26 protein-coding genes, 2 tRNA genes and 1 other RNA gene are annotated in these 20,254 nt (G+C 39.0%); 17 read left to right on the forward strand and 12 right to left on the reverse strand.

The annotated features are described in order from the left end of the window. Nucleotides 1-22 precede the first annotated feature (22 nt). Nucleotides 23-1,426 carry a hydantoinase/oxoprolinase family protein gene (locus tag PWQ49_RS01085; RefSeq protein WP_363321786.1) on the forward strand — a complete coding sequence of 468 codons (1,404 nt, stop codon included), beginning with the start codon at nucleotides 23-25 and terminating at the stop codon, nucleotides 1,424-1,426. A gap of 381 nt (nucleotides 1,427-1,807) precedes the next feature. Here PWQ49_RS01085 and PWQ49_RS01090 read toward each other — a convergent pair whose 3' ends face one another. Beyond that, complete coding sequence (locus PWQ49_RS01090; protein ID WP_300606595.1) at nucleotides 1,808-2,935, reverse strand: MFS transporter; 1,128 nt, start codon at nucleotides 2,933-2,935, stop codon at nucleotides 1,808-1,810. Between the two features lie 246 nt (nucleotides 2,936-3,181). Further along, nucleotides 3,182-3,478 carry a hypothetical protein gene (locus PWQ49_RS01095; RefSeq protein WP_300606598.1) on the reverse strand — a complete coding sequence of 99 codons (297 nt, stop codon included), beginning with the start codon at nucleotides 3,476-3,478 and terminating at the stop codon, nucleotides 3,182-3,184. Nucleotides 3,479-3,645: 167 nt separating this feature from the next. Here PWQ49_RS01095 and PWQ49_RS01100 point away from each other — a divergent pair, with 167 nt between their 5' ends. The 4 genes from PWQ49_RS01100 to PWQ49_RS01115 all read left to right on the forward strand — a co-directional run bounded on the left by PWQ49_RS01100 (nucleotide 3,646) and on the right by PWQ49_RS01115 (nucleotide 5,229). Next, a complete protein-coding gene (locus tag PWQ49_RS01100; protein WP_300606601.1) occupies nucleotides 3,646-3,960 on the forward strand; it encodes a hypothetical protein in 315 nt (104 codons plus the stop codon). A gap of 130 nt (nucleotides 3,961-4,090) precedes the next feature. Then, a complete protein-coding gene (locus PWQ49_RS01105) occupies nucleotides 4,091-4,324 on the forward strand; it encodes a thioredoxin family protein (RefSeq protein WP_300606604.1) in 234 nt (77 codons plus the stop codon). A 49-nt stretch (nucleotides 4,325-4,373) separates the two neighbouring features. Beyond that, nucleotides 4,374-4,748 carry a putative zinc-binding protein gene (locus PWQ49_RS01110; RefSeq protein WP_300606607.1) on the forward strand — a complete coding sequence of 125 codons (375 nt, stop codon included), beginning with the start codon at nucleotides 4,374-4,376 and terminating at the stop codon, nucleotides 4,746-4,748. A 409-nt stretch (nucleotides 4,749-5,157) separates the two neighbouring features. Further along, a tRNA-Arg gene (locus tag PWQ49_RS01115) sits at nucleotides 5,158-5,229 on the forward strand. Between the two features lie 17 nt (nucleotides 5,230-5,246). Here PWQ49_RS01115 and PWQ49_RS01120 read toward each other — a convergent pair. The 3 genes from PWQ49_RS01120 to PWQ49_RS01130 all read right to left on the reverse strand — a co-directional run bounded on the left by PWQ49_RS01120 (nucleotide 5,247) and on the right by PWQ49_RS01130 (nucleotide 6,856). After that, nucleotides 5,247-5,642 carry a hypothetical protein gene (locus PWQ49_RS01120; RefSeq protein WP_300606610.1) on the reverse strand — a complete coding sequence of 132 codons (396 nt, stop codon included), beginning with the start codon at nucleotides 5,640-5,642 and terminating at the stop codon, nucleotides 5,247-5,249. Between the two features lie 244 nt (nucleotides 5,643-5,886). Beyond that, nucleotides 5,887-6,504 (reverse strand): 4Fe-4S binding protein, encoded by a 618-nt coding sequence (locus PWQ49_RS01125; RefSeq protein ID WP_300606613.1) that lies wholly within the window; start codon nucleotides 6,502-6,504, stop codon nucleotides 5,887-5,889. A gap of 4 nt (nucleotides 6,505-6,508) precedes the next feature. Next, complete coding sequence (locus PWQ49_RS01130) at nucleotides 6,509-6,856, reverse strand: winged helix-turn-helix transcriptional regulator (RefSeq protein ID WP_300606616.1); 348 nt, start codon at nucleotides 6,854-6,856, stop codon at nucleotides 6,509-6,511. 766 nt (nucleotides 6,857-7,622) lie between these two features. Between PWQ49_RS01130 and PWQ49_RS01135 the strand changes: the two genes are divergently transcribed. The 6 genes from PWQ49_RS01135 to PWQ49_RS01160 all read left to right on the forward strand — a co-directional run bounded on the left by PWQ49_RS01135 (nucleotide 7,623) and on the right by PWQ49_RS01160 (nucleotide 12,236). Next, nucleotides 7,623-8,006, forward strand: a complete 384-nt coding sequence (locus PWQ49_RS01135; RefSeq protein ID WP_300606619.1) for a ferritin family protein — start codon at nucleotides 7,623-7,625, stop codon at nucleotides 8,004-8,006. A gap of 15 nt (nucleotides 8,007-8,021) precedes the next feature. After that, on the forward strand, nucleotides 8,022-8,684 hold the full coding sequence (locus PWQ49_RS01140) for an NAD(P)/FAD-dependent oxidoreductase (RefSeq protein ID WP_300606621.1): 663 nt from the start codon (nucleotides 8,022-8,024) through the stop codon (nucleotides 8,682-8,684). A 173-nt stretch (nucleotides 8,685-8,857) separates the two neighbouring features. Beyond that, entirely contained in the window at nucleotides 8,858-9,631 is a 774-nt protein-coding gene (locus PWQ49_RS01145; RefSeq protein WP_300606623.1) for a disulfide reductase, read from the forward strand. A gap of 2 nt (nucleotides 9,632-9,633) precedes the next feature. Next, a complete protein-coding gene (locus tag PWQ49_RS01150; RefSeq protein ID WP_300606626.1) occupies nucleotides 9,634-10,893 on the forward strand; it encodes a (Fe-S)-binding protein in 1,260 nt (419 codons plus the stop codon). Between the two features lie 283 nt (nucleotides 10,894-11,176). After that, on the forward strand, nucleotides 11,177-11,605 hold the full coding sequence (locus PWQ49_RS01155) for a DUF116 domain-containing protein (RefSeq protein ID WP_363321782.1): 429 nt from the start codon (nucleotides 11,177-11,179) through the stop codon (nucleotides 11,603-11,605). A gap of 196 nt (nucleotides 11,606-11,801) precedes the next feature. After that, nucleotides 11,802-12,236 carry a DUF116 domain-containing protein gene (locus PWQ49_RS01160; protein ID WP_300606628.1) on the forward strand — a complete coding sequence of 145 codons (435 nt, stop codon included), beginning with the start codon at nucleotides 11,802-11,804 and terminating at the stop codon, nucleotides 12,234-12,236. Here the strand turns inward: PWQ49_RS01160 and rnpB are convergent. Beyond that, nucleotides 12,231-12,576: RNase P RNA component (gene rnpB / locus PWQ49_RS01165), an RNA gene on the reverse strand. The two genes, PWQ49_RS01160 and rnpB, sit on opposite strands and share 6 nt — an antisense overlap. A gap of 71 nt (nucleotides 12,577-12,647) precedes the next feature. Continuing rightward, nucleotides 12,648-13,088, reverse strand: coding sequence for a universal stress protein (locus PWQ49_RS01170; RefSeq protein WP_300606631.1), 441 nt, complete (start codon nucleotides 13,086-13,088; stop codon nucleotides 12,648-12,650). An 89-nt stretch (nucleotides 13,089-13,177) separates the two neighbouring features. On the opposite strand from PWQ49_RS01170, the gene PWQ49_RS01175 reads away from it, so the two are divergent. From PWQ49_RS01175 to PWQ49_RS01200, 6 genes are all read left to right on the forward strand, one after another. Next, complete coding sequence (locus PWQ49_RS01175) at nucleotides 13,178-13,891, forward strand: ABC transporter ATP-binding protein (RefSeq protein WP_300606633.1); 714 nt, start codon at nucleotides 13,178-13,180, stop codon at nucleotides 13,889-13,891. Between the two features lie 9 nt (nucleotides 13,892-13,900). Beyond that, on the forward strand, nucleotides 13,901-14,572 hold the full coding sequence (locus PWQ49_RS01180; RefSeq protein ID WP_300606636.1) for a heme exporter protein CcmB: 672 nt from the start codon (nucleotides 13,901-13,903) through the stop codon (nucleotides 14,570-14,572). Nucleotides 14,573-14,630: 58 nt separating this feature from the next. Beyond that, nucleotides 14,631-15,332 carry a cytochrome c biogenesis protein gene (locus tag PWQ49_RS01185; RefSeq protein WP_300606639.1) on the forward strand — a complete coding sequence of 234 codons (702 nt, stop codon included), beginning with the start codon at nucleotides 14,631-14,633 and terminating at the stop codon, nucleotides 15,330-15,332. A 47-nt stretch (nucleotides 15,333-15,379) separates the two neighbouring features. Further along, nucleotides 15,380-16,468: an NADH:flavin oxidoreductase gene (locus tag PWQ49_RS01190; RefSeq protein ID WP_300606642.1), complete on the forward strand. Its 1,089-nt coding sequence runs from the start codon at nucleotides 15,380-15,382 to the stop codon at nucleotides 16,466-16,468. Between the two features lie 70 nt (nucleotides 16,469-16,538). Next, complete coding sequence (locus PWQ49_RS01195) at nucleotides 16,539-17,195, forward strand: SAM-dependent methyltransferase (protein ID WP_300606644.1); 657 nt, start codon at nucleotides 16,539-16,541, stop codon at nucleotides 17,193-17,195. A 237-nt stretch (nucleotides 17,196-17,432) separates the two neighbouring features. Continuing rightward, the gene (locus tag PWQ49_RS01200; RefSeq protein WP_300606647.1) at nucleotides 17,433-17,858 is read left to right on the forward strand and encodes a DUF2703 domain-containing protein; all 426 of its coding nucleotides are present in this window, start codon (nucleotides 17,433-17,435) and stop codon (nucleotides 17,856-17,858) included. A 389-nt stretch (nucleotides 17,859-18,247) separates the two neighbouring features. On the opposite strand, the gene PWQ49_RS01205 is transcribed toward PWQ49_RS01200, so the two are convergent. The 5 genes from PWQ49_RS01205 to PWQ49_RS01225 all read right to left on the reverse strand — a co-directional run bounded on the left by PWQ49_RS01205 (nucleotide 18,248) and on the right by PWQ49_RS01225 (nucleotide 20,248). Continuing rightward, on the reverse strand, nucleotides 18,248-18,730 hold the full coding sequence (locus tag PWQ49_RS01205) for a hypothetical protein (protein WP_300606649.1): 483 nt from the start codon (nucleotides 18,728-18,730) through the stop codon (nucleotides 18,248-18,250). Nucleotides 18,731-19,048: 318 nt separating this feature from the next. Beyond that, nucleotides 19,049-19,123: transfer RNA gene (locus tag PWQ49_RS01210), tRNA-Glu, on the reverse strand. A gap of 48 nt (nucleotides 19,124-19,171) precedes the next feature. Beyond that, nucleotides 19,172-19,525: an Lrp/AsnC family transcriptional regulator gene (locus PWQ49_RS01215; protein ID WP_300606651.1), complete on the reverse strand. Its 354-nt coding sequence runs from the start codon at nucleotides 19,523-19,525 to the stop codon at nucleotides 19,172-19,174. Between the two features lie 5 nt (nucleotides 19,526-19,530). Beyond that, nucleotides 19,531-19,764, reverse strand: coding sequence for an LSM domain-containing protein (locus PWQ49_RS01220; protein ID WP_300606653.1), 234 nt, complete (start codon nucleotides 19,762-19,764; stop codon nucleotides 19,531-19,533). A 115-nt stretch (nucleotides 19,765-19,879) separates the two neighbouring features. Next, nucleotides 19,880-20,248 (reverse strand): DUF3467 domain-containing protein, encoded by a 369-nt coding sequence (locus PWQ49_RS01225; RefSeq protein WP_300606655.1) that lies wholly within the window; start codon nucleotides 20,246-20,248, stop codon nucleotides 19,880-19,882. Between the last annotated feature and the right edge of the window lie 6 nt (nucleotides 20,249-20,254).

Below are 20,254 nucleotides of genomic sequence, written 5' to 3' on the forward strand. Positions count from 1 at the left end.
TGGTCATGAATTATCTCAGGATATCGGTGCCTATGAAAGGGCTGTAACCGCATCACTTAATGCCCAGCTGATTCCGATTATTACGCAGTTTATCCATAGTATCGTTGCAGATTTTAAAAGACGTGGAATAGCTGCACCAATTCTAATGCTAAAGTGTGATGGTTCTGTAACCAGTATTGAAGATGCATTAAAAAAACCCATTGAGACGATATTTTCCGGACCTGCTGCAAGCCTTATAGGTGCATCACACCTCAGTAAAATGGATACATGCGTCACAATTGATGTAGGTGGTACAAGTACTGATGTGTCTGCTATGTTTAACGGCATTCCAGCCCTCAGCGATTCAGGAGGTATAATAGGAGGATGGAAAACTCGTGTACGCTCAATCAATATGGAAACTTCTGCAATAGGTGGTGATAGCCACATCTGGATTAAAAATCGGCATTTTTTCATAGGTCCTAGAAGGGTCATGCCATTGTGTGTAGCTGCAGAAAAGTATCCCCAAATTCTTCTTAAGCTAAAAAATCTAGCAATTCCACCGAGAGCAGATTTTGACAATAACATACAACCTGCTACATTTTTCATAAGAAATGGAAAAAGTGCTTCAGGAATCAATGAAGAAGAAAAACGACTTCTCAAATTGTTAGGGGATGACCCTATTTCATATGTTGATTTAACCTCGCTATGCGGTAAATATGTTTCTTCCCGCACATTGAATGGTTTATTCCAAAAGCGCCTAATACAAGGCATAGGATTTACTCCCACGGACGTTCTTCATGTGCTTGGCGATTATACTCAATGGAATGCATCGGCTTCATCATTGGGGGCAGAGCATCTTGCAAAATTATTATTCAGATCAAAAGTTGAGTTCTGTCAGACACTCAAAACAGAATTTGCACAAAACATGGTATTTAACCTGATTAAATATCTCCTTCCTGGGTATGATGAAGTAGGTATTGAAAAGATATTGCGTGGAAAAGTTGATGTTGGCTTTAAGGTAAAACTTCCAGTTGTACTAATAGGAGGACCTGTAGCCCCTTATGTACAGGAAATAAGCAATATCATTGATGCAAACATTGTTCTCCCCGAACATTCAGAAGTTGGAAACGCAGTTGGTGCACTTTTCGGAAAAGGAATTAAAAGAGTTGAATTTCTTATCAAACCGGTTTCACTGGAGGATCCCGATGCTGGCATTATAGTTTTTTCGCCCGAAAAGAGAGAAGTTTTCGAGAAATATGCCGATGCATATGAATATGCAATCAATATGGGTGAAAGCCTCATAATCGAATATATGTACAAATGCGGCATAGGTAAAAACAACGTTAGTATTGATTCAAATGTGAAAAAAATTACATTTGAAGGTTGGAAAAACCCTCCAATGGAAACCCGGATAACAATGATTGGTATAGGGAAAAAGTACGTTTGAATTGTTATATAGTGCCTTTTGTAAATATGTGATCCATTGTTGGATACTGTGAGTATTCATGTACATACTGTGGAAGGAGCACGCATCTCTCTTACGGAAGCTAGCTTTCCATATTATTTAATACTTCAACTGTATAAACAAATCTCATTTTAAGTCAACTATTTGATCAAGCAATATATTTTTTCGTTTTTTTCAGTTATAGTAAATTTTTCTAAATTCTTTCGTCTCATTGTTTTGAACTTACTAGTTTACTAGTGGCAAAAACGATTTTAGAAGTCACATAAGTTGTGCTAAAAGTGATCTTTTTAATGTAATCCACAGCAAATTTATAAAAATATTATATATTCAATGATTAATTTGGTTTTAACTATAATAATCTTGTTATAAGTCAAAATCAAACTTATTCGTAAGAACAATTGTCGCAAAAAGAATAGTGGCTGTTGCGATAAAAACAATTTCAAATCCCGGGTCGTTGGTAAAAAATCCTGCAATAACAGGTGCGATTGCAAGTCCTGCATAACTGCAAGTGCTGTAAACTCCCATTGTAGTACCTCTTTCCGTAGTCAAATATGATAATATGATTGGCAATCCTACCATAGCAAAACCTGATCCTAAGCCAAGCAGTATAAATCCCAAAAAAGGCATTGAAGTTGCAAGGAAAGTTCCTGCTGAGGCAACAATAATGCCTATACGAACAAGATTTTGTTCCTTAATAGGCAAATACGCCGAGGCAATTGAGGACGCCATGGTTGCAATATAAGTTGTCCCGATTGCAATACCCAAATCTGCTTTTGAAAGAAAATCCACACTATATTCCGGATAAAGGGCAAGAAGTACTCCATTGGCACCAAGAAGGGCAAAATTTACTACCCATATGTAAATAAAAGGAGATTTAATTATTAAACTAAAAGATGATTTGAATTTTTCCCGAAGCTCTATTCGGATGTCTTTTCTTATGGTTTCACTAAGTTGAACAGTATTGGAATTAAATATTGCAATTCCAAGAGGAATTATGGCAAGTACTGTGAAAAAGGCAATCCCGTATTTGAAATATATTGATGCCATTGTACCGGCAAGCACAACTCCACTTGCAAGTCCTGCATTGAGCAGGAAATAAAATTCCCCGATATATTGTTTTCTTTTTTGGTAAGTTGTCAGTATTGCAAAAGCTGATGGAAAAAAAGCACCGCATGCGGTTCCTTCTAATAAACGTGCAAGGATCAATAAAGTGATGTCATTGATATAATATAGCAAAAAACCTGAAACAACAGTTAAAATCATAGCCAATAAAATGAGTTTCCTATGTCCCACTCTTTCTGAAACCATTCCAAAGGGAAGCATGGTAGCAAGTGCTCCGAAAAAGTAAGCGGAAAACAGGAGGGTGGAAATAACTACACTGGATTCATGCTGGCTAAAATTGACAAATTCCGGCAATACGGGAATTACCGCATCAGACATGCCCATTATTACAAAAATCGATAGATATATAAGAAGCCTGTCCCGATCCATTTTTAGCACCCATTGAAAACAAAAGCCTTTCTTCAATGGCTTGACAGATTAATAACTGTTCCTCTAGTGGACTGAAAGTTTTATTTAGGAATCAACGAATAAAATTCAAAGACCCAGCTTAGAAGCATCCAAAGGGATAGGATAAAGGGTTTTGTAGAAAATCCTCATTTGAACATTGAACAATCTATAATTTTATCAATATGTTAACTTCATCAACCTGCCAGTCATAACTTCTGATTTTTGAAATTATAACTCTTCTGAGATCATAGCCTTATGATATGCCATTGATAATATGCGATTTATAAGCATTTCTCCTTCTTCGACATCTTTTACCCTCCTTATGGCAACTTTCCCATTATTGAAAATATTAAGTTCCTTGTTTCCATATTTCACCATCAGGACTCCCAATCCTTCTGAATATCTGCCACCAAGATATCTGGTAAGCAGAGAAAGGTCTGGAACTTCATCCAAATGTGCAATAACTCTTAGTTTCCAAGGATCTGAGATGCAAGGCAAAACTTTTTCGATACTGGATACCCTCATAGTAAATCCTCTTTTACGGTTTACCATTCTAATACCATGGTGTTTCAATAATATTTTAAATCGTAAACTATATATACATTTCAATAATATTTAAAATACTGATCCAGATGACCGAATCTGCACAAATGATGACATGCTAGGAAATAATCCCTTAAGGGGGTGATCAAATGACAGATTTAACAGTAAATTCGACAATATGTGGTTTTGTTCATGAGATTCATGGGGAACGTAAAGGGGACAAAATAATAATTAATATAGATACACCCTGTGAAAAGATCCAACAAATGTCACATTTGGAAGTTCCAATGATGGAAATACTCGACATCAAAGATAATTATGTAATGGAAAAAGCCAAAGAAGCAAAATGCTCTTCTAACTGTCTGGTGCCTTGTGGTATTCTTAATTTGTGCAGAATAGAATCCGGGTTCCTGGCAAAGTCTCTGGCTAAAAAAGCAGGCAGTATAAGTATCAAATTCAAATGAGTTTGAAAACTCTTTCATACATAGGCAAGGCAAGAAAAACAATGTCATATGCAGATGAGCTTATAGTGATATATAAAAGGTTTCGATAATACCAAAAATTTAAACTTTCAAGAAAAAAAGGTGAGCTTAGATGAAAATAGAAATTCTTGGCACTGGATGTGCTAAATGCATTAAAACAAAAGAGATTGTCGAAAAGGCTCTCAAAGAGAGTGCTGTAGACGCTGATGTCATTAAGGTTGAAGATATTGACAAGATCCTGTCCTATGGGGTCATGATTACCCCTGCAGTCGTAATTGACGGAGATGTTAAAGTAGCGGGCAAAGTTCCTAACATAGATGATGTTAAAAAATGGATAACTGAATAATTAAACATTTTATTTGTTAATTTATTGACTAAAAAAGGAGATGAATCAGATGGTGGAAGGCATAACATGTTCGTGCGGCTCTGAAAATGTTGCAATCTACCCCTGTTCTGGTGGATCAAATGTTGGCCAGATATCAAATAAAGTAGCGGTTGAACTCACAAAAGCAGAAGCAGGCAAGATTATGTGTACCGCAGGGATAGGAGGTCGAGTTCCTGGTCAGATAAAATCTGCAGAGGGTTGTGATAGGATCATAGTAATAGATGGATGTCCCATGCACTGCGCATTGAAAACGCTTGAGAATGCTGGACTTTCAGTTGACAAACATATTGTAATCACAGAACTTGGTATGAAAAAGAGTAAAGACCTGGACATTGATAACTCTACAATCTCAGATGCGATGGAAAAAATTTTAAAGATAATTTGATCGATGTCTATTGTAGGCGACTTATGAAATTGATGCATGACTCATAATACATTTCAATACCACTTCATGCATTAATTTTATGTGGTAGAAAATGTATCGGTTCGGGAAATATGCTTGGATATTTTCAGATGAAATCTACATCATTGGCAATTTATCTCGCCGTCTGAACATAGACAGCTTAGCAATCTGCCAACTTTTGTATTTCTCATATTTATGATATTGTCATTTTCATCTGATTCTAAAATTCAATGTGAGGGAAATGTTACTATAATGGAAGAATTTATGAGCTAGTTGATTTGCCAATCTCTAACGACTAAGATCCGGTTTCCGCCAATTGGTGTTAAAGGCTATATTCACTATATCAGGATTAAGTTTATATCATGATATCAACTATAAACCGAAAGCTTATGGACCTGTAGTGTAGAGGATATCACTTAAGCCTCCGGAGCTTAGAACCCGGGTTCGATTCCCGGCAGGTCCGTTTAAAAAATGCCTGAATTACAGGCCATATAATTTGCAAATATGCTCTTTTATTTTATTGCAAAGGTGGATTCTGTAAACTTCAGGATTCACGATGTCGAAGATCACTGCACCGTGCCAAGAAACATTGGTTATGAGACTTTTTTCTTCCATCTCATCCACAAAAGAACGGACTTTGCTGTAATCGAGATTCTGTCTCCAGTCCCCAACCTTCATGTTTGATCCACCTTTAAGGGCTAATTCCAATTCCTCCAGACCAAACTTGTATACTTCAAACCACTGGATGTCGTCCTTTTCGGATTTGATATGTCCCTTTTTTGTATCTTCTTCTATCATTTTAATGATAAGATCGATGTCTTTTGATTCTAAAACATTGTTCCTAATTTTTTCAAGATAAAGGTCAATCTCTTCCATCTTGTATCCTCTTGAATTTATGGTTGCTTCTGCTATATTTGAGATAAAAGGTGCTAATATAGATAAGTATTTCTTAATGTTTTGCCAAAAAGCACATACTTTCCTTCGGCAAGAGATGCCACTCTTAAAAATTACAGTTTTATACGGTGGGAGATGATGGGAATTCTTGCGGTGAGGAAGGATTCCAGTTTTTATCGTTTATAGTATTCAGATACCCCTTCTGCAAGGGGCATCATGTAATATTTCAGAAATACAGCGCATCTTTCGGGCAAGCTTCCACACAGCGGCCGCACTTGATACAATCCGGGTTATTCCCGATATCCCTGACGGAAAGTTGCATGGGACATACTTTTTCGCATTTTTTGCAATTTATGCAATCATCGTGTCTCATTTTAAGCTGGTATTTCTTGCCACCAATTATTCTCTGCATGGTTCCCATTGGACAGACAGTACACCACGCCCTTGAACTGAAATATCCTCCCATCATTATTGCAATGAATGTTGTCACAAAACACATTGATGCAAAGATTGTTCCTACCTTTTCAAAGGTATTCTGTGTGGCGAAAGCTATGGAAAGTCTGTATACCACAAGGGTCATCATCAAGACGATTGCAGGGACACGAATCCAGAGTTTTGAAAGGATTGCGGGAATTTTCTGCTTTCTTGAGAACTTGTCCAGCACAAAATCATGGAGACTTCCTCTCGGACATAGATTGCCGCAGAACCACCGACCACGGAAGACACTTGTTGTAAGTAGTATAACCATTACAACTACCATTATGTATCCAAGGGCGGGATAAAAAAGCCCTCCGATGGATGCAATCAGCACTATAATCCAGAGATAAGGGGTAATTTTAAGCATTTTTTCACCAGTTTTCCAGTTCGTTTTCGACTTTTTTTGCCCATTTAAAGACAATTTCCATAATTATCTTTTTAATCTCGTTTTTGTCTTTGATCATGTAGATATAGGTATATCCTCCATTGTTAAGGTTATTTTGAGATTTTATCAGTACTCCTTTTTCGTGCAATCTCTTCACAGAACGCTGAACTGTGGAAAGGTCGAGATGTGTTTCTTTGGCAATCAAATTAGTGTTATACCAATTCCCTGGTTTATGGATAAAGTAATCCATTATTTTCACATCTGCACGTGTGAGTGCCAGAGCACATTTGATTACTTCATTAATCTGGAATTCCTTACAGGCAAAATCAATCATATTCAATACCTTGAATTTATTACAGTACTGTAATAAATTCACGGTTTTTATATATATATGCGTTTTTAAGTACGGTTTAATCTTTTAGAAAAATATCAGTACTTACTGATTCGAGATATCATCAATGAATTGTGATAATTAGGAATATTGAATATTTTCATATTTCACGATGCCATCTAATACTTCTCAACATGTACCCAGCTCATTGGAAAACAGGCAACTTCAGTAGTTTGCTAATTTTGCATAATCCTATATAAGTCCCTATCAGCATTGATATACATAAAATGTGCCACCTTCATCGAATTGAAACCTACTCATTGCATCAAAGCTCGTTTATACCCCTTCTTGGGAGCACATAAATTTCGACCAACGGTTAGCTCAAGAGCAAGGGTCTTTTTGTCAGTGTTTTTGGGATGTTAACAGGGAAACGTTCAGTCCATTCTGTTGGTAAACAGTATCATATGACACCATGTAAAACATCAATGAGACATCATTTACAGATCAATTTTGATCAAATTGCTGAAAAAATACAGGAGATATATTTTGTGACAGTAAATATTAACCAAAAACGAAGAGGATGATGATTTCAAATTTGAAATTTGATATGTTTGTTCATTTGGTTGAGAAAACAGTTGCTGTCATTCACTTTTTTGGTGGAGTGATAGCAAAAATACCACCAATTTCAATGATTTTCTGCCGTCTAATTATTATAGTGCTTTGGACAATTTGTAATACCATCTATAAGGTATAAGAAGGAGTGAACAATATGAGTCTTGAAAATATTTTACAGCAGACTTTTAAAGGTGAAACGACAGAAGTTGGTTGGTATTTGGCAATGTCAAAGCTTGCGGAGAAGGAAGGGTATCCTGAAGTAGCCGTATACCTTCGCCAGATTGCGATGGATGAAGCATGGCATGCAGCTGAGGTCGCCGAAATTCTTGGACTTATCAAAGAAACAACAGTTGATAACCTCAAGATGATGCTTGAGGGCGAAACGATGGCAGAAGGTGAGAAAGCCGACGCCGCAAAGATTGCACATGATGAAGGTAATGAGCAGGCAGCTCTTTTCTTCGCTAAAGCTTCCTACGACGAAGCACGCCACAAAGAAGGTCTTAAAGGTCTTCTCAGAAGGCTTGAGAAAGGCGACTGAAGAGGAGGGTCTTAGTTGACAAAAAAAGATCTTCTTGAGAAAGCTGCAATTGTGCAGCGTGACAGGGAGACTTATGCAATCGCTCCCCAAACACCCGGTGGAATCGTAACGCCTGATATGCTTCGCAAGATTGCCGATGTTGCAGAAAAATACGGAGCTTCGGCCATCAAATTAACATCCGCACAGCGTGCCTGTATAGTCGGGCTTAAGGAAGAAGATATCGACAATGCCTGGAATGATCTTGGCATGAAGCCCGCAGCTGCAATTGGTCTTTGTGTTCGGAGTGTCAAAATATGTCCGGGTACAACATTCTGTAAGCGCGGACAACAAGATTCAGTTGCACTGGGGCTTGCCCTTGATGAGAAATATCACGGAATGCAGCTTCCTTCAAAATTCAAGATTGCGGTTTCAGGTTGTATGAATTCCTGTTCCGAGCCGGCTATTAAGGATATTGGAATCATGGGCACTCCTAAAGGTTATACGTTGATGGTTGGAGGAAATGCAGGGATCCGTCCACGTCTTGGTGATATAATTGCCGAGGAACTTAATGAAGAAGAGGTTATGGAACTTGTGGATCGGATTATAAGTTTCTACAAGACCCATACAAAGAAATGGCGCATAGGCCGTGTCATTGATGAGATGGGACTTGAAAAATTCAAAAAAGAGATCGGGCTTTAAGGTAAATCCTTAAACCTTTTCTTTCTTTTCATCAGTCTCCTGATTATCTTTTTGTTGATTTTTCAAGTGCTGCAGATGAAAATATTTAAATACAATCGTTACTACCAATAGACCAGAGTTAATTTTACATATTACATTTGTTTGAAAAGAACACATCAGGAGATATAGACGTTATGGCTATGGAATATTTTGCGGGAATATCCGATACTTTGAGGATTACTTTCGTGCAGATCATGATATTGTCAACCCTCGCGATAATTATTTTCCTCTACGGAATGTATATAAATTTGAAAAAATGGGGTGCAGGCGCAGAAGAATATGGTGGAAGCGGCACTAAAGGCAGTCTTTTAGCTTTTCCAAGAACACTTATTCGCCAGATGAGTGCGGAAGGACAGCATCACGGACAACATATTATTGTAACCCTTGTTCTTGATATCCTTTTCCAGAGGCGTATCCTGCGTCGCAGTCCTCTTCGCTGGTTCATGCATATCACAATTTTCGTTGGTTGGATGGCTCTTTTTGCTATGTCTCTTCTTATGTTCCTTGTGGAAATGACACATATGGTACTCCACATGGGTCCCGATCCTGAAGTCTTCAGGGAAATGCTTTCCCTTCCCAATGACATATTCAGCTACGTCCTGCTTACAGGAATTATCATTGCAATTGCAAGAAGACTTTTCATGCAGAGGATGAGAGAAAGCACAATAGCTTATGATTCAATACTTCTTGGCGGTCTTACTGTTATTACAATTACAGGTTTTATTGCAGACGGTATCAGGAACGGTACTTTCTGGGGTATGGGACTTCACTCTGAGTGGGCACCACCTGCAGCTTTGTTCCACGTAATTATTTCCTTGCTGTTTTGTATTGCATATATCCCATATAGCAAATACATCCACATGATTGCAATACCACTTACCCTTCTGGCAAATAAGGGAGGTGAATAATTATGGTACGAGATTCTCCATCTATAAACACAAATAACCTCACAGCCGTTCAGCTCATGGAACTCGATGCATGCAGCCGTTGTGGTGAGTGTGTACTTTGGTGCCCAACATATGATGCTTCAGGCAAAGATCCGGGACTTGCACCAAGAGACAAGATTCTCCGATGGAGAGAATTCATGAATAAGTCCTATGGTCTCAGGGCAAAACTATTCGGACCTAAAAAGATTCCGGAAGATGAAATTGAACAGTTCAAGGATGATGTTTACGGATGTACCACCTGTGGAATGTGTGCTACAGTCTGTGAATCCGGGATCAATACAGTAGAACTATGGGAAGCAATGCGTGCAAATCTTGTTAAACGCGGAAACGGTCCATTCGGCAAGCAGGGAATGTTTGTCAAGCTCATAGGCGAATATGGTAATCCTTACATGGCTGCAAAAGAGGAACGTTTAAGCTGGATTCCTGATGATGTTGTTATAGAAGACGAAGCAGAAATTCTCTACTTCGGTGGCTGTACCGCAGAACTTCGCCAGAAAAAACTTGCATTCGCAACAGCTCGTGTTCTCAACAAGCTAGGTATCAAATTCACCATGTTAGGGGAGGATGAAGTCTGCTGCAGTTCCGCACTTATCAGGACAGGTCAGTACGAGATTGATGATATTGCTCGTAAGGCTGCAAAGGCTAATGTTGATGGTATAAAGAAAAAGGGCGCAAAGAAAGTTCTTTATGCCTGTGCAGGATGCTTCCGCGCTTCTAAGATTGACTGGCCAAGGCTTCTTGGTGAAGAATTACCATTTGAAGTTGTTCACATCACAGAATTCCTTTCAGATCTCATCAAGCAGGGCAAGATTGAATGGAAGCAGTCCATCGATAGGACTGTGACCTACCACGACCCATGTCACCTGGGACGTCATGTAGGTGTTTTTGAGGCACCAAGGCATGTGCTCAGGAGTATTCCTGGCATAAAGTTTGTTGAAATGGACAGGATCAAAGACAACCAGCGCTGCTGTGGTGCAGGCGGTGGTGTAAAGGCCGGTATACCTGATCTTGCGCTTGGAGTTGCGGAGACCCGTGTAAAGGATGCTCTTGAAAAGAAACCAGACATTCTTTCAAGTGCCTGTCCTTTCTGCAAGAGGAACCTCAGCGATGGAAGGGATTCCCTCAACCTGACTCCCGATGAACTTGAAGTTGAGGACATAATTGTACTTGCCGCCCAAGCATTGGGAATAAGCCTCGACGATTGTGAAGATCAGGCAAGATGAACAGGATTTTTAGGGGATATGATTATCCCCTTCTTTTCCCAGAAAATATTTTAAAGTAATGTATTTCTGTTTTCAATATGCAAATTCCCTATGAACTTCTTGGCAAAGTATTTGTCTACACATTTATTTTTTCTTTTGTAGTATTACTTTTTGCCTTGATAATAGGTATTTACAGTTTCAAAAAAAGAAAATAATTATTCCAAATTTTATTCTTTTTGTACTTTATTTGTTTTATTCCCCTTCCAAGTGGGTATGCAAGGTTTTACAGATTCGTGATACACTGGTGGATGAAATCCTTATTGAGGTACGCAATGCTGTAATGAGAAATGATTTTATCCATAACAATGACCGCAGGATTATTTTACTTCCGCAATGTTTGAGGAATTCGGATTGTTGTGCACGTTGTGATCCAATTTTTGGATATGAATGTAAACAGTGTGGTAAATGCGATATTGGGACGGTATATAAAGTTGCCCAAAGCAAAGGTTTTAAGGTTTTTGTGATTCCAGGGGGCAGTTTTGTCAAGAAAATTATAAAACAATACAAACCGAGATCGTGCATAGGGGTAGCCTGTTACACCGAACTTTCCGAATCCATGGAAGAAGTGTCATTTATGCCTGTGCAGGGGATCCCTCTCCTGAAAGACGGTTGCTTTGAGACCAAAGTCGATGTGGATGAAGTGATCAAAGCTATGGAGATGTGTGATGTATAATTTTATAGGAAAATTATTGGTACTGTTTCTGGTATCATCTTTTATTCTTAGTTCCCTGGCACTTTTTATGGGGAAAATCAGCATTAGAAGAAATGTTCGTTTAGCCGGATTTTTTGCACTGATTTTGGATCTCTTTTACATGCCTATCAAATATCTTTTTTGCAGATTTTCTGATCCGAGAAATCTTGATCAATGGATGGTTTCTCTGAAGAATACCGCTAATCGCGAATCCTTCAAAAAATCTACTTCAAGAATAATGTTTGTACCTCATTGTATACGTTCTCTGGATTGCCCAGCTCTTTCCACCCGGGATGGTATACAATGTGTGGAATGTGGGAGATGTGTTCTCGGAGAACTCAGGAAAAAAGCAGAATCTGAAGGTTATGATTTCTATATTGTCACTGGTTCATCATTTGTAGAACGCATCCTACGTAAAAGCAAAGCAGATGGAGTGCTTGTGATAGCGTGCAATTATGAAATCAACAAGGGCATGCGTGCTTTAAGGGGTAGCAAACTTCCGATATTAGGCATACCTCTTCTCAAGGATGGATGCTTCAACACCTGTGTGGATCTTGATGAAGTTCTCCTGACAATGAAGAATTTCAGGAATGAGAATAAGATGTGTGAGTGAGGAGAGTAAGCTCCCTTCTGTTGGTGTAAATACACTGGCGGCATTCGGCTTAGCGTCAATACTTCGGGGGATGATCCAGACGTCACCGATCCCCTACTTCCGACTTGCACCCGCGAAGATTCGCCGTTCCATTCGGACACCATAGGACCTCAGTTTCTCAACATCATCGCATAAGTATGGGCCGATATCGTTTCTGTGCCAGCATGCAACCTTAGTTGCAAGAGCTGGTTTCCCAGCTGCCCGAGCTCTCGCCCGACACCCTTTACAGGTGTTCGCGTTTCTGGAAGGTGGGGAGACTTTCCTCAGGCCAATAAGGCCCGGCAGCCGCCCTTCCTCTCTCACACGGTTTTAAGTATTGTTGATGTTGCGATAAACCCGTCGTTTGCATTAATAGTTTTCGGGTACAAATTTTCAGGGTACTACAAGCACTGGTTTTGTAGAATGCCTGACTACATTTTCAGCTACACTACCAAGAAGGAATCGCTTAATTCCTCTTTTGCCGAGCGTACCTATCACAATGAGTTCTATCCCATTATTTTCAGCATATTTTAGTATAGCATCCGTAGGGTTTCCTTCAATAATCACTGCTTCAACTTCAACTCCTGCCTTTTTGGCCTTATCTTCAACATACTTTATGGCTCTATTTCCCTCTTCTTTTAGATGCTCTTTCAATGCTTCTGCCCAATTGGCTCCCCTTGTTGCTAATCCAACATCAACGTCTGATATGACATATATTGCAAAAAGCTGTGCACCGGTTACACGGGCAAGTTCAACACTCCAGTCAATTGCATTCTTTACATTTTCAGAACCATCAGTCGCCACAAGAATTCTTTTGTAAGTTTTTGAACCCATAATTTATCCCCAAATAAAAATGGTTTTTTAGCAATTTATTGATTTTGGTAAATATCAAAATATTAATTTATTGCGAACTCCATTCTTAGATGATGAATAATCTAATTGTTGCAAAGAGCATTGCAAAAAAATATGGCAGGATAATTGCAGTTGATAATGTTGATTTATGTGTAAAGGACGGAGAATTTGTTGCAATCACAGGTCCCAATGGAGCGGGGAAGTCTACTTTACTCAAATTGCTTTCATCAAGCCTTCATCCTTCAGATGGTGAAGTTCTGATCAATGGAGTGTCGTTTTCTGATGATAGAATAGACATAAGAAAAGAGTTTGGGGTTTTATCACATGAATCGTATCTTTATGATGATCTCAATGCTATCGAAAACCTGCGTTTTTTTGGGAATATGTATGATATGAAAGGTATCCAGCTTGAGGAGCAGATTAAGATGTTACTGGGTGAAACAGGATTATGGAAGCGTGCCACGGATAGGGTAAGTACTTTTTCTCGTGGCATGAAGCAGCGCCTGTCTTTTGCTCGCGCCTTAATTCATGACCCTAAAGTCCTGTTTTTGGATGAACCTTTCAGTGGTCTTGATCCCGGTGCATCAAAGATCATAGAGCAACTGTTGATCAAGAAATCATCTACAACAAGACTGCTGGTAACTCACAATATTGAGTTTGCGATATCCATATGCGATCGCATACTTGTAATGGATGCCGGCAGATTGGTAGCGGATTTTGAGTCAAAGGATGAATCGGTCAGAGAAACAATTTCACAAATATGCGGCATTGATGCCTGTGTGTGAGGTATGTATATGATCAAGGCTTTACACATAGCTGTCAAGGATTTCCGTATAGAAGCCCATGCAAAGGAATTGCTGAATTCAATGCTCCTGTTCTCATTCCTCATACTGGTAGTATTCAGCATTGCATTTTCCGAGTTGACGTCCTCTTCTGGAAATATTGCCATGCTTGGAGCCGGTGTTTTGTGGATATGTTTTGTATTTGCGGGAACACTCGGTTTTTCCCGTGCTTTTGCTTCGGAAACCCAAAATGGGGCTATTCAGGCACTGAAAATATGCCCGATGTCACCGATTTCAATCTACCTTGGGAAAGTAGTGTTTACGATTTCAATAATGCTTATTGTGGAGGCAATTACAGTAATCTTGTTTTCCATTCTGTTTAATTACACAATTCTATCTCCACTTTTTGTAATAGTTGTAATAGGTGGTACCATCGGGTTCGCGTCAGTTGGGGTTCTGCTATCTGCCCTTGTTCAGAATATAAAGGCAAAGGAAATCATGCTTCCTGTTCTCCTTTTGCCTTTACTTGTACCTGTGCTGCTTCCTGCCGTATCCGCAACCTCTGCGATTTTCAAAGGCGGGGATTTGGGTATGATTACCACTTATCTTAGGATCCTGTTTGTTTACGATATAGTGTTTTTGGCGGTTGCTTCAATTGTTTTCGAATACGTGATTGAGGATTAACAATTAATATAGCTATAATATATTCTATGATTAAATTCAGTCATGCTCGGGTAGAATTATGAATTATGGAAAATATGAACGTGTTACGAGTTTACTTTCAGGAATCCTGATGACAGCTGCTGTCTATTCTGTGTTTTTCGTACTTCCCGTTATGAAGGATGATTCGGGAAATGCCCTTGATACATCTTTCAATATTTTCTATTTCCACCTACCGATTGCAATTATTTCGTATATTGCATTTACAGTTGTTTTCATAGCAAATGTACAATACTTGAGAACACGCGAGATTTCGTGGGATATTCTTGCCAGATCGTCTGCAGAGATTGGTTTGATCTTTGCTTTCCTTGTGCTGGCATCGGGTTCGGTTTGGGCCAAACATATATGGGGGTGGTATTGGGTTTGGGAGCCACGCCTGACGACTTCCCTTGTGCTTTTCCTTGTTTATGCTGTTTACCTGCTTTTGCGTAACTCCATTGATGCTGTGGAAAGCCGTGCACGTCTTTCTTCCGTTTTCGGGATTGTCGGGTTTGTGTCGGTTCCTTTGAGTTTTTTTTCCATAAGACTGTGGAGAAGCGCACATCCTCTGATGTTTGGTGATTCCCTCTACGGACAAAGCGGTGGTGGTCTTGAGGGTACAACCCTGCAAACAGTCCTTTTAATAAATGTTGCAGCATTTATTTCTCTTTACATAGCATTGCTCATTTACAAACTTGGAAATGAATATCTTTTGGAAAACATAGAGGAATTGAAAAACTTCTGAATCACCCTGCAAAAACATAATTATTATGTATCCTTATCACTAAGAGTATGCTTTTTGAACCCATCAAATTAGGAAATATTGAAATTCCGAACAGGTTTGTAAGGTCAGCGACCAATGAATGGCTCGCGAATGATGATGGAATACCTACCAGTGCCATAGGTGATATATATGAGCAACTTGCCCGCAATGATGTTGGTCTAATTATAACGGGATATTCCTATGTGAACCCTCAGGGAAAGAGTAATGAAAAACAGCAGGGGATCTATGATGACAGGTTTATTGCTCCATACTCTGAAATCACTTCCCGTGTTCATAAATACAACAGCAAGATTGTTGCACAGATTGTTCACGGCGGAAGACAGTCTATAGTAAGGGAGAGCAGCGTTCTCCTTGCCCCATCGGCAGTAAGGGATGAATCCTCCGGAAAGATGCCGGTAGAAATGACTGAAGAAGAAATCCTGCAGACCATTGGTGATTTTGTCGAAGCTGCAAGGCGCACAAAAGAGGCAGGGTTTGACGGTGTGCAGCTGCATTGTGCACACGGTTTCCTTTTGAGCAGTTTTATTTCTCCCTATACAAATAGGCGTATAGATGAGTGGGGAGGTTCTGTGGAAAACCGCACACGCATAATCGTGGAGATTATTAAAGGAATACAGAAACATGTAGGTTCTGATTACCCAATTATGGTTAAGCTGAACGCAACTGACGGCTTTGACATATATTCTGGGAAAATAGGTCTTGATGCACCGGAATGTGTGGAGATTGCCGCAATCCTCGAAAAAGCCGGAGTTTGTGCAATTGAAGTCAGTGGCGGTATCTTTGAGGCAGGAGATGTGATGTCAAGGCCGGATATAGATTCCGAGGACAAGGAAGCCTATTTCAGGAGATATGCAAAGATGATCAAGGATACAGTGAACATCCCAGTTATTTTGGTAGGAGGGATTCGCTCCAGAAATGTCATGGACCTTGTGCTGAAGGCTTATGCAGACATGGTTTCCATGAGTCGTCCTTTTATCTGTGAGCCAGATCTTGTGCCAAAAATAAGGGATGGGGTTACTGCTGCTAAATGTGTCTCTTGCAATCTTTGCTTTGATCCCGATGGAATTAAGTGCCATTATTTTGCCAGTGAAAAATAATACTTTTCTATTTTGAAAAGTATTTCACTTTGCTGTAGCTATTTATAGTAGGGGCCATATTGAGCTAACGATGAGACTTGATTCCTATTTGGTAGAGACTGGTATTTTCAGTTCACGCGGAAGGGCCAAGAAGGCCATTTACAACGGTGAAGTCAAAGTTGATGGTGTAGTTGTCACCAAAACCTCAAAGGATGTTTCTACCATTAATTCCATAGAAGTAACCGAAGGGCTGGACAAGCCAGAAGGTTATTTCAAATTGCAGAGTATCCAGAAAAAAACGGGAATTCTCGAGGCAGGAGATCGGGCCCTTGATCTTGGTTCAAGTGCCGGTGGTTTTATCATGTACGCTTCCGGAATCGTGGGACACATTAAAGGTGTTGAGTTCAGCAAACATTTCCGCTCTGAGCTGGGCAAACTTGCGTATGAGAACGAAAACGTGGATATAATTTTTGGTGATGTTTTTTCCATTCCCCTTGAGGAGCTTTCTGAAACTCCTGTAGATGTTATCCTCTCGGATATGACATTGGAACCAGCTGATTCCCTTAAAGCCCTTGAACGTGTACTTCCGCTACTGAAGGAAGGGGGAAAACTGCTTCAGGTTCTGAAGATAGATAAGGCAAGATCATACAAGGGTTGGCTCAAAAAAATGGAAGCAATGGGATTGTCCATAGTTGATGTAATTGAACCAAAGAAGCGAGAGATTTACATTTTTGCAAGAAAAGAATAATTGTGATATAATCCGTGATTTTTTCGGATATATGGTAATGGAAGACCAGACATGTGGGGGTCTGCACGGCCAATGTATGGATAAACAGTTCCGCCTGATGTCTTTTAGGTCATATTTTAAATGTAAAAGGTAGGATATATCTATAAAAATAGAAATACCAAATAGAGTCAAAATACCTAATTAGACTCATAAACTTAGCTTTGAAAGCAAGTGATACATGCTAAAGAGGTGTGAAAAATGAATAAATTGATAATTGATTTCTTGTATCTTGATCTGTCTTGTTGTGAGAGATGTCAGGCAACAGATGAGACATTAGATGAAGTTTTGATGGAATTAAAGCCTCAACTTAAAGTGATTGACCACCTTTGCATAAACAAGATACGTGTTGCAAGCAAGGAAGAACAACAAAAATATGATCTTAAAAGATCGCCAACGGTTAGAATTAATGGAAAGGACTTAGAAGAAATTGTATTTGATAAATTAAGCATTAGAGACAATTATTGCGGATCTTGTTCTGATATTTGTGGAGAAGATACAAATTGTCGGATATTTGAATACAAAGGAGAAACCAGTGAGGATATCCCTAAAGAAATGTTAAGGGAAGGATTATTGAAAGTATTGAGCGAGTATGATAATTCTTTCAGTAAGAAATGTAGCTGTTGAAGGAGATTTTGGAACATCTTAGAGTAGTTTTTTGATAGGACTATAATGTCCACCGCATTTCTGGTTTCATTCTTGACCAGGATTATGTATGCGGTTTCGATAATTTCCTTTAACCCTTTTCCACTGGTTTTAAAAGTGGTCTTTGTAGAAATCTTCAAAGCGGAATATTTTGGCATTAAATCTCTGATTTAATGGGAGTTCCAGATTTTGAATTTGAAACAAGACACAATAATTCTCCTTGTGTTTTTGGTACAAACAGGGAATTATTCTTATAAAAAATATAATGGCTTAGTAGGATTTAAAATAGTTTTTCTGCAGGGTCTAAAAAATACAAAAAGAGTTTGGATTTCGGACACTATATATGTTCCTCAGAAATAATCTCCCTAAATTCACATCACTCTTCTAAATCCGCCTATCTTCTCGTCGCATATCCTTTTGTGTCGTTCCTCTTCTGCAACAAGGTGCTCCATATCCTGTATGAATTCTTTCCTATTCTCTTCATCAGGAAATGTTTCTTCCAGTACACTTGGCTCTGTTGAGGCTATGTTGTGGTAGGTATCCCTTGCAAGGATCTCGTATTTTCTAATTTCAGTAAAAATTTCAAATATGTTTGTCATGTTAAAATCAAATACTTTGAGTGGGATTCCTCTGGGTGCTCTTTTAGGAAGCTCAATGTTTGCGATATTGAGCCACTTCTCGAGAATCAGAGCATGTTTATCAGAATCATTTGAAAGGATCTCCAGTGCTTCTTTATGTTCTTCTTCGAGCTCAATTTTTGCTTCCCATGTTGCGAGCTGTTCCATTTCCGTTTCAATCCAGTACATTCTCTGAAGGTTCAGGGCTAGTATCTCTTTTTGATTAATCTTTTGCAATGGGATCTCTCCAGAATAATTCTTCTACGAATATCTTGCTTCATCTTATATAAAATTCTAAGCAGAACATAAATCAAATACGGTAAATGATTATAACATTAATTAATCAACATTACTTAATAATATTTTTCTACGTTTGTAGAAAATCTCAACCACACAAAAGATACAATTTTCTCAGAGGATTGCGATTAACTGCTGATTTTTAAAAAAGCAAATAGTGTAAACTATTCACCTGAAACTCAATTAGCAGAAGTACTAAGCAGCATTGAAAAATAGCAAAATTTGGAAAAATCACTATCATAAATGATAATGGTTAGGTGCTCCGGCCGGGATTCGAACCCGAGTCTTCGGCTCGAAAGGCCGGAATGATTGGCCGGACTACACTACCGGAGCATCTAGCTTTGTTATGTAAAAGCGACCCTACTAAGGCATACTTACATATTAAGTTTTCGCCTCTTGGCCATCCTTTTCTTCATCAAGATGGAGTATCCATTCGGTCAATGCTTCACAGCTTTCTGGCTGACATGCAAGACGGCATCCGGTACACGGGGAAAACATATTGCCTGCCAACAAAAGCTTGAAATTTTTCTTTTCAGGAGATGTAGCTCTAATCAAATACGTGTTCGAGCCGTTAACAGTTGCTTTTTCTCTGGTTATTTTCCCTTCTTTGAGCAGCTTTGCAACAATCCGGGAACACTTACGGCTATCAATATCAAGCTCTTTCCAGAGAGCATTCTGGTAAATACCATCCTTATTCTTCTTGATAAGGTCCAGAGTATCTTCTTCTATTCCCATGGTACTCAGACACTTTGTTCGTCAACTGGGATTATCAATATTATATTATTTCCACGTAATACCACAGATCCAAGAGAACGTTTGCGCTCTCCGTCTACTATCTCTACAGATTCATCAAGGTGAAGGTTCATATAGTCGTCAGAACTTTTCAGAACTCCTTCAAGTATAGCCTGATCGCCCTTCATCTCGACCAGAACCCTTGACCCTATTAACTTTTGGACTTTCTTATTTGGAAACAAGTTTCAATCCTCTCATGATTGATTTTTGAGCAGAATGTGCATCACTAGACTGTAATATCCATTATTTATGCCTATCGATTATTATGGTTTGCAGAGCTATATAGTTTATTATTTTTCAAATATAACCCTGTAAGTGTGCACTGTCATCCTTCGCAGGCTTCTCATCTTTTGGCATAGGTTTTCCTTTAATGGGACCAAACACTGCTATATACTCATTCAGGTGTTGGTTAAGCCATTTTGAAAGCTCCATTGCAGCAAGCGGGGACAAGATTATTTCAGTTTCCAGTGTTCTCTCAATTACCTGCTCATTGTTCTCGGAAACACCTTTTGGAGTATCGTTATAAAAACAAATCCTGAAATCATATGGGCTATGGCCACCCATTGCACCAATTGCATAGCATTGCTTAAAAGAATCAGGGCGGTTTAACTTAATCTTCACTTTTCTTTTTGGCTGCTCTGCATTTTCTGGTACTTTTTCAGTCATATATAT

Origin of the sequence: Methanohalophilus sp., assembly GCF_030156785.1 — an archaeon.
Taxonomy (GTDB): Archaea; Halobacteriota; Methanosarcinia; order Methanosarcinales; family Methanosarcinaceae; genus Methanohalophilus.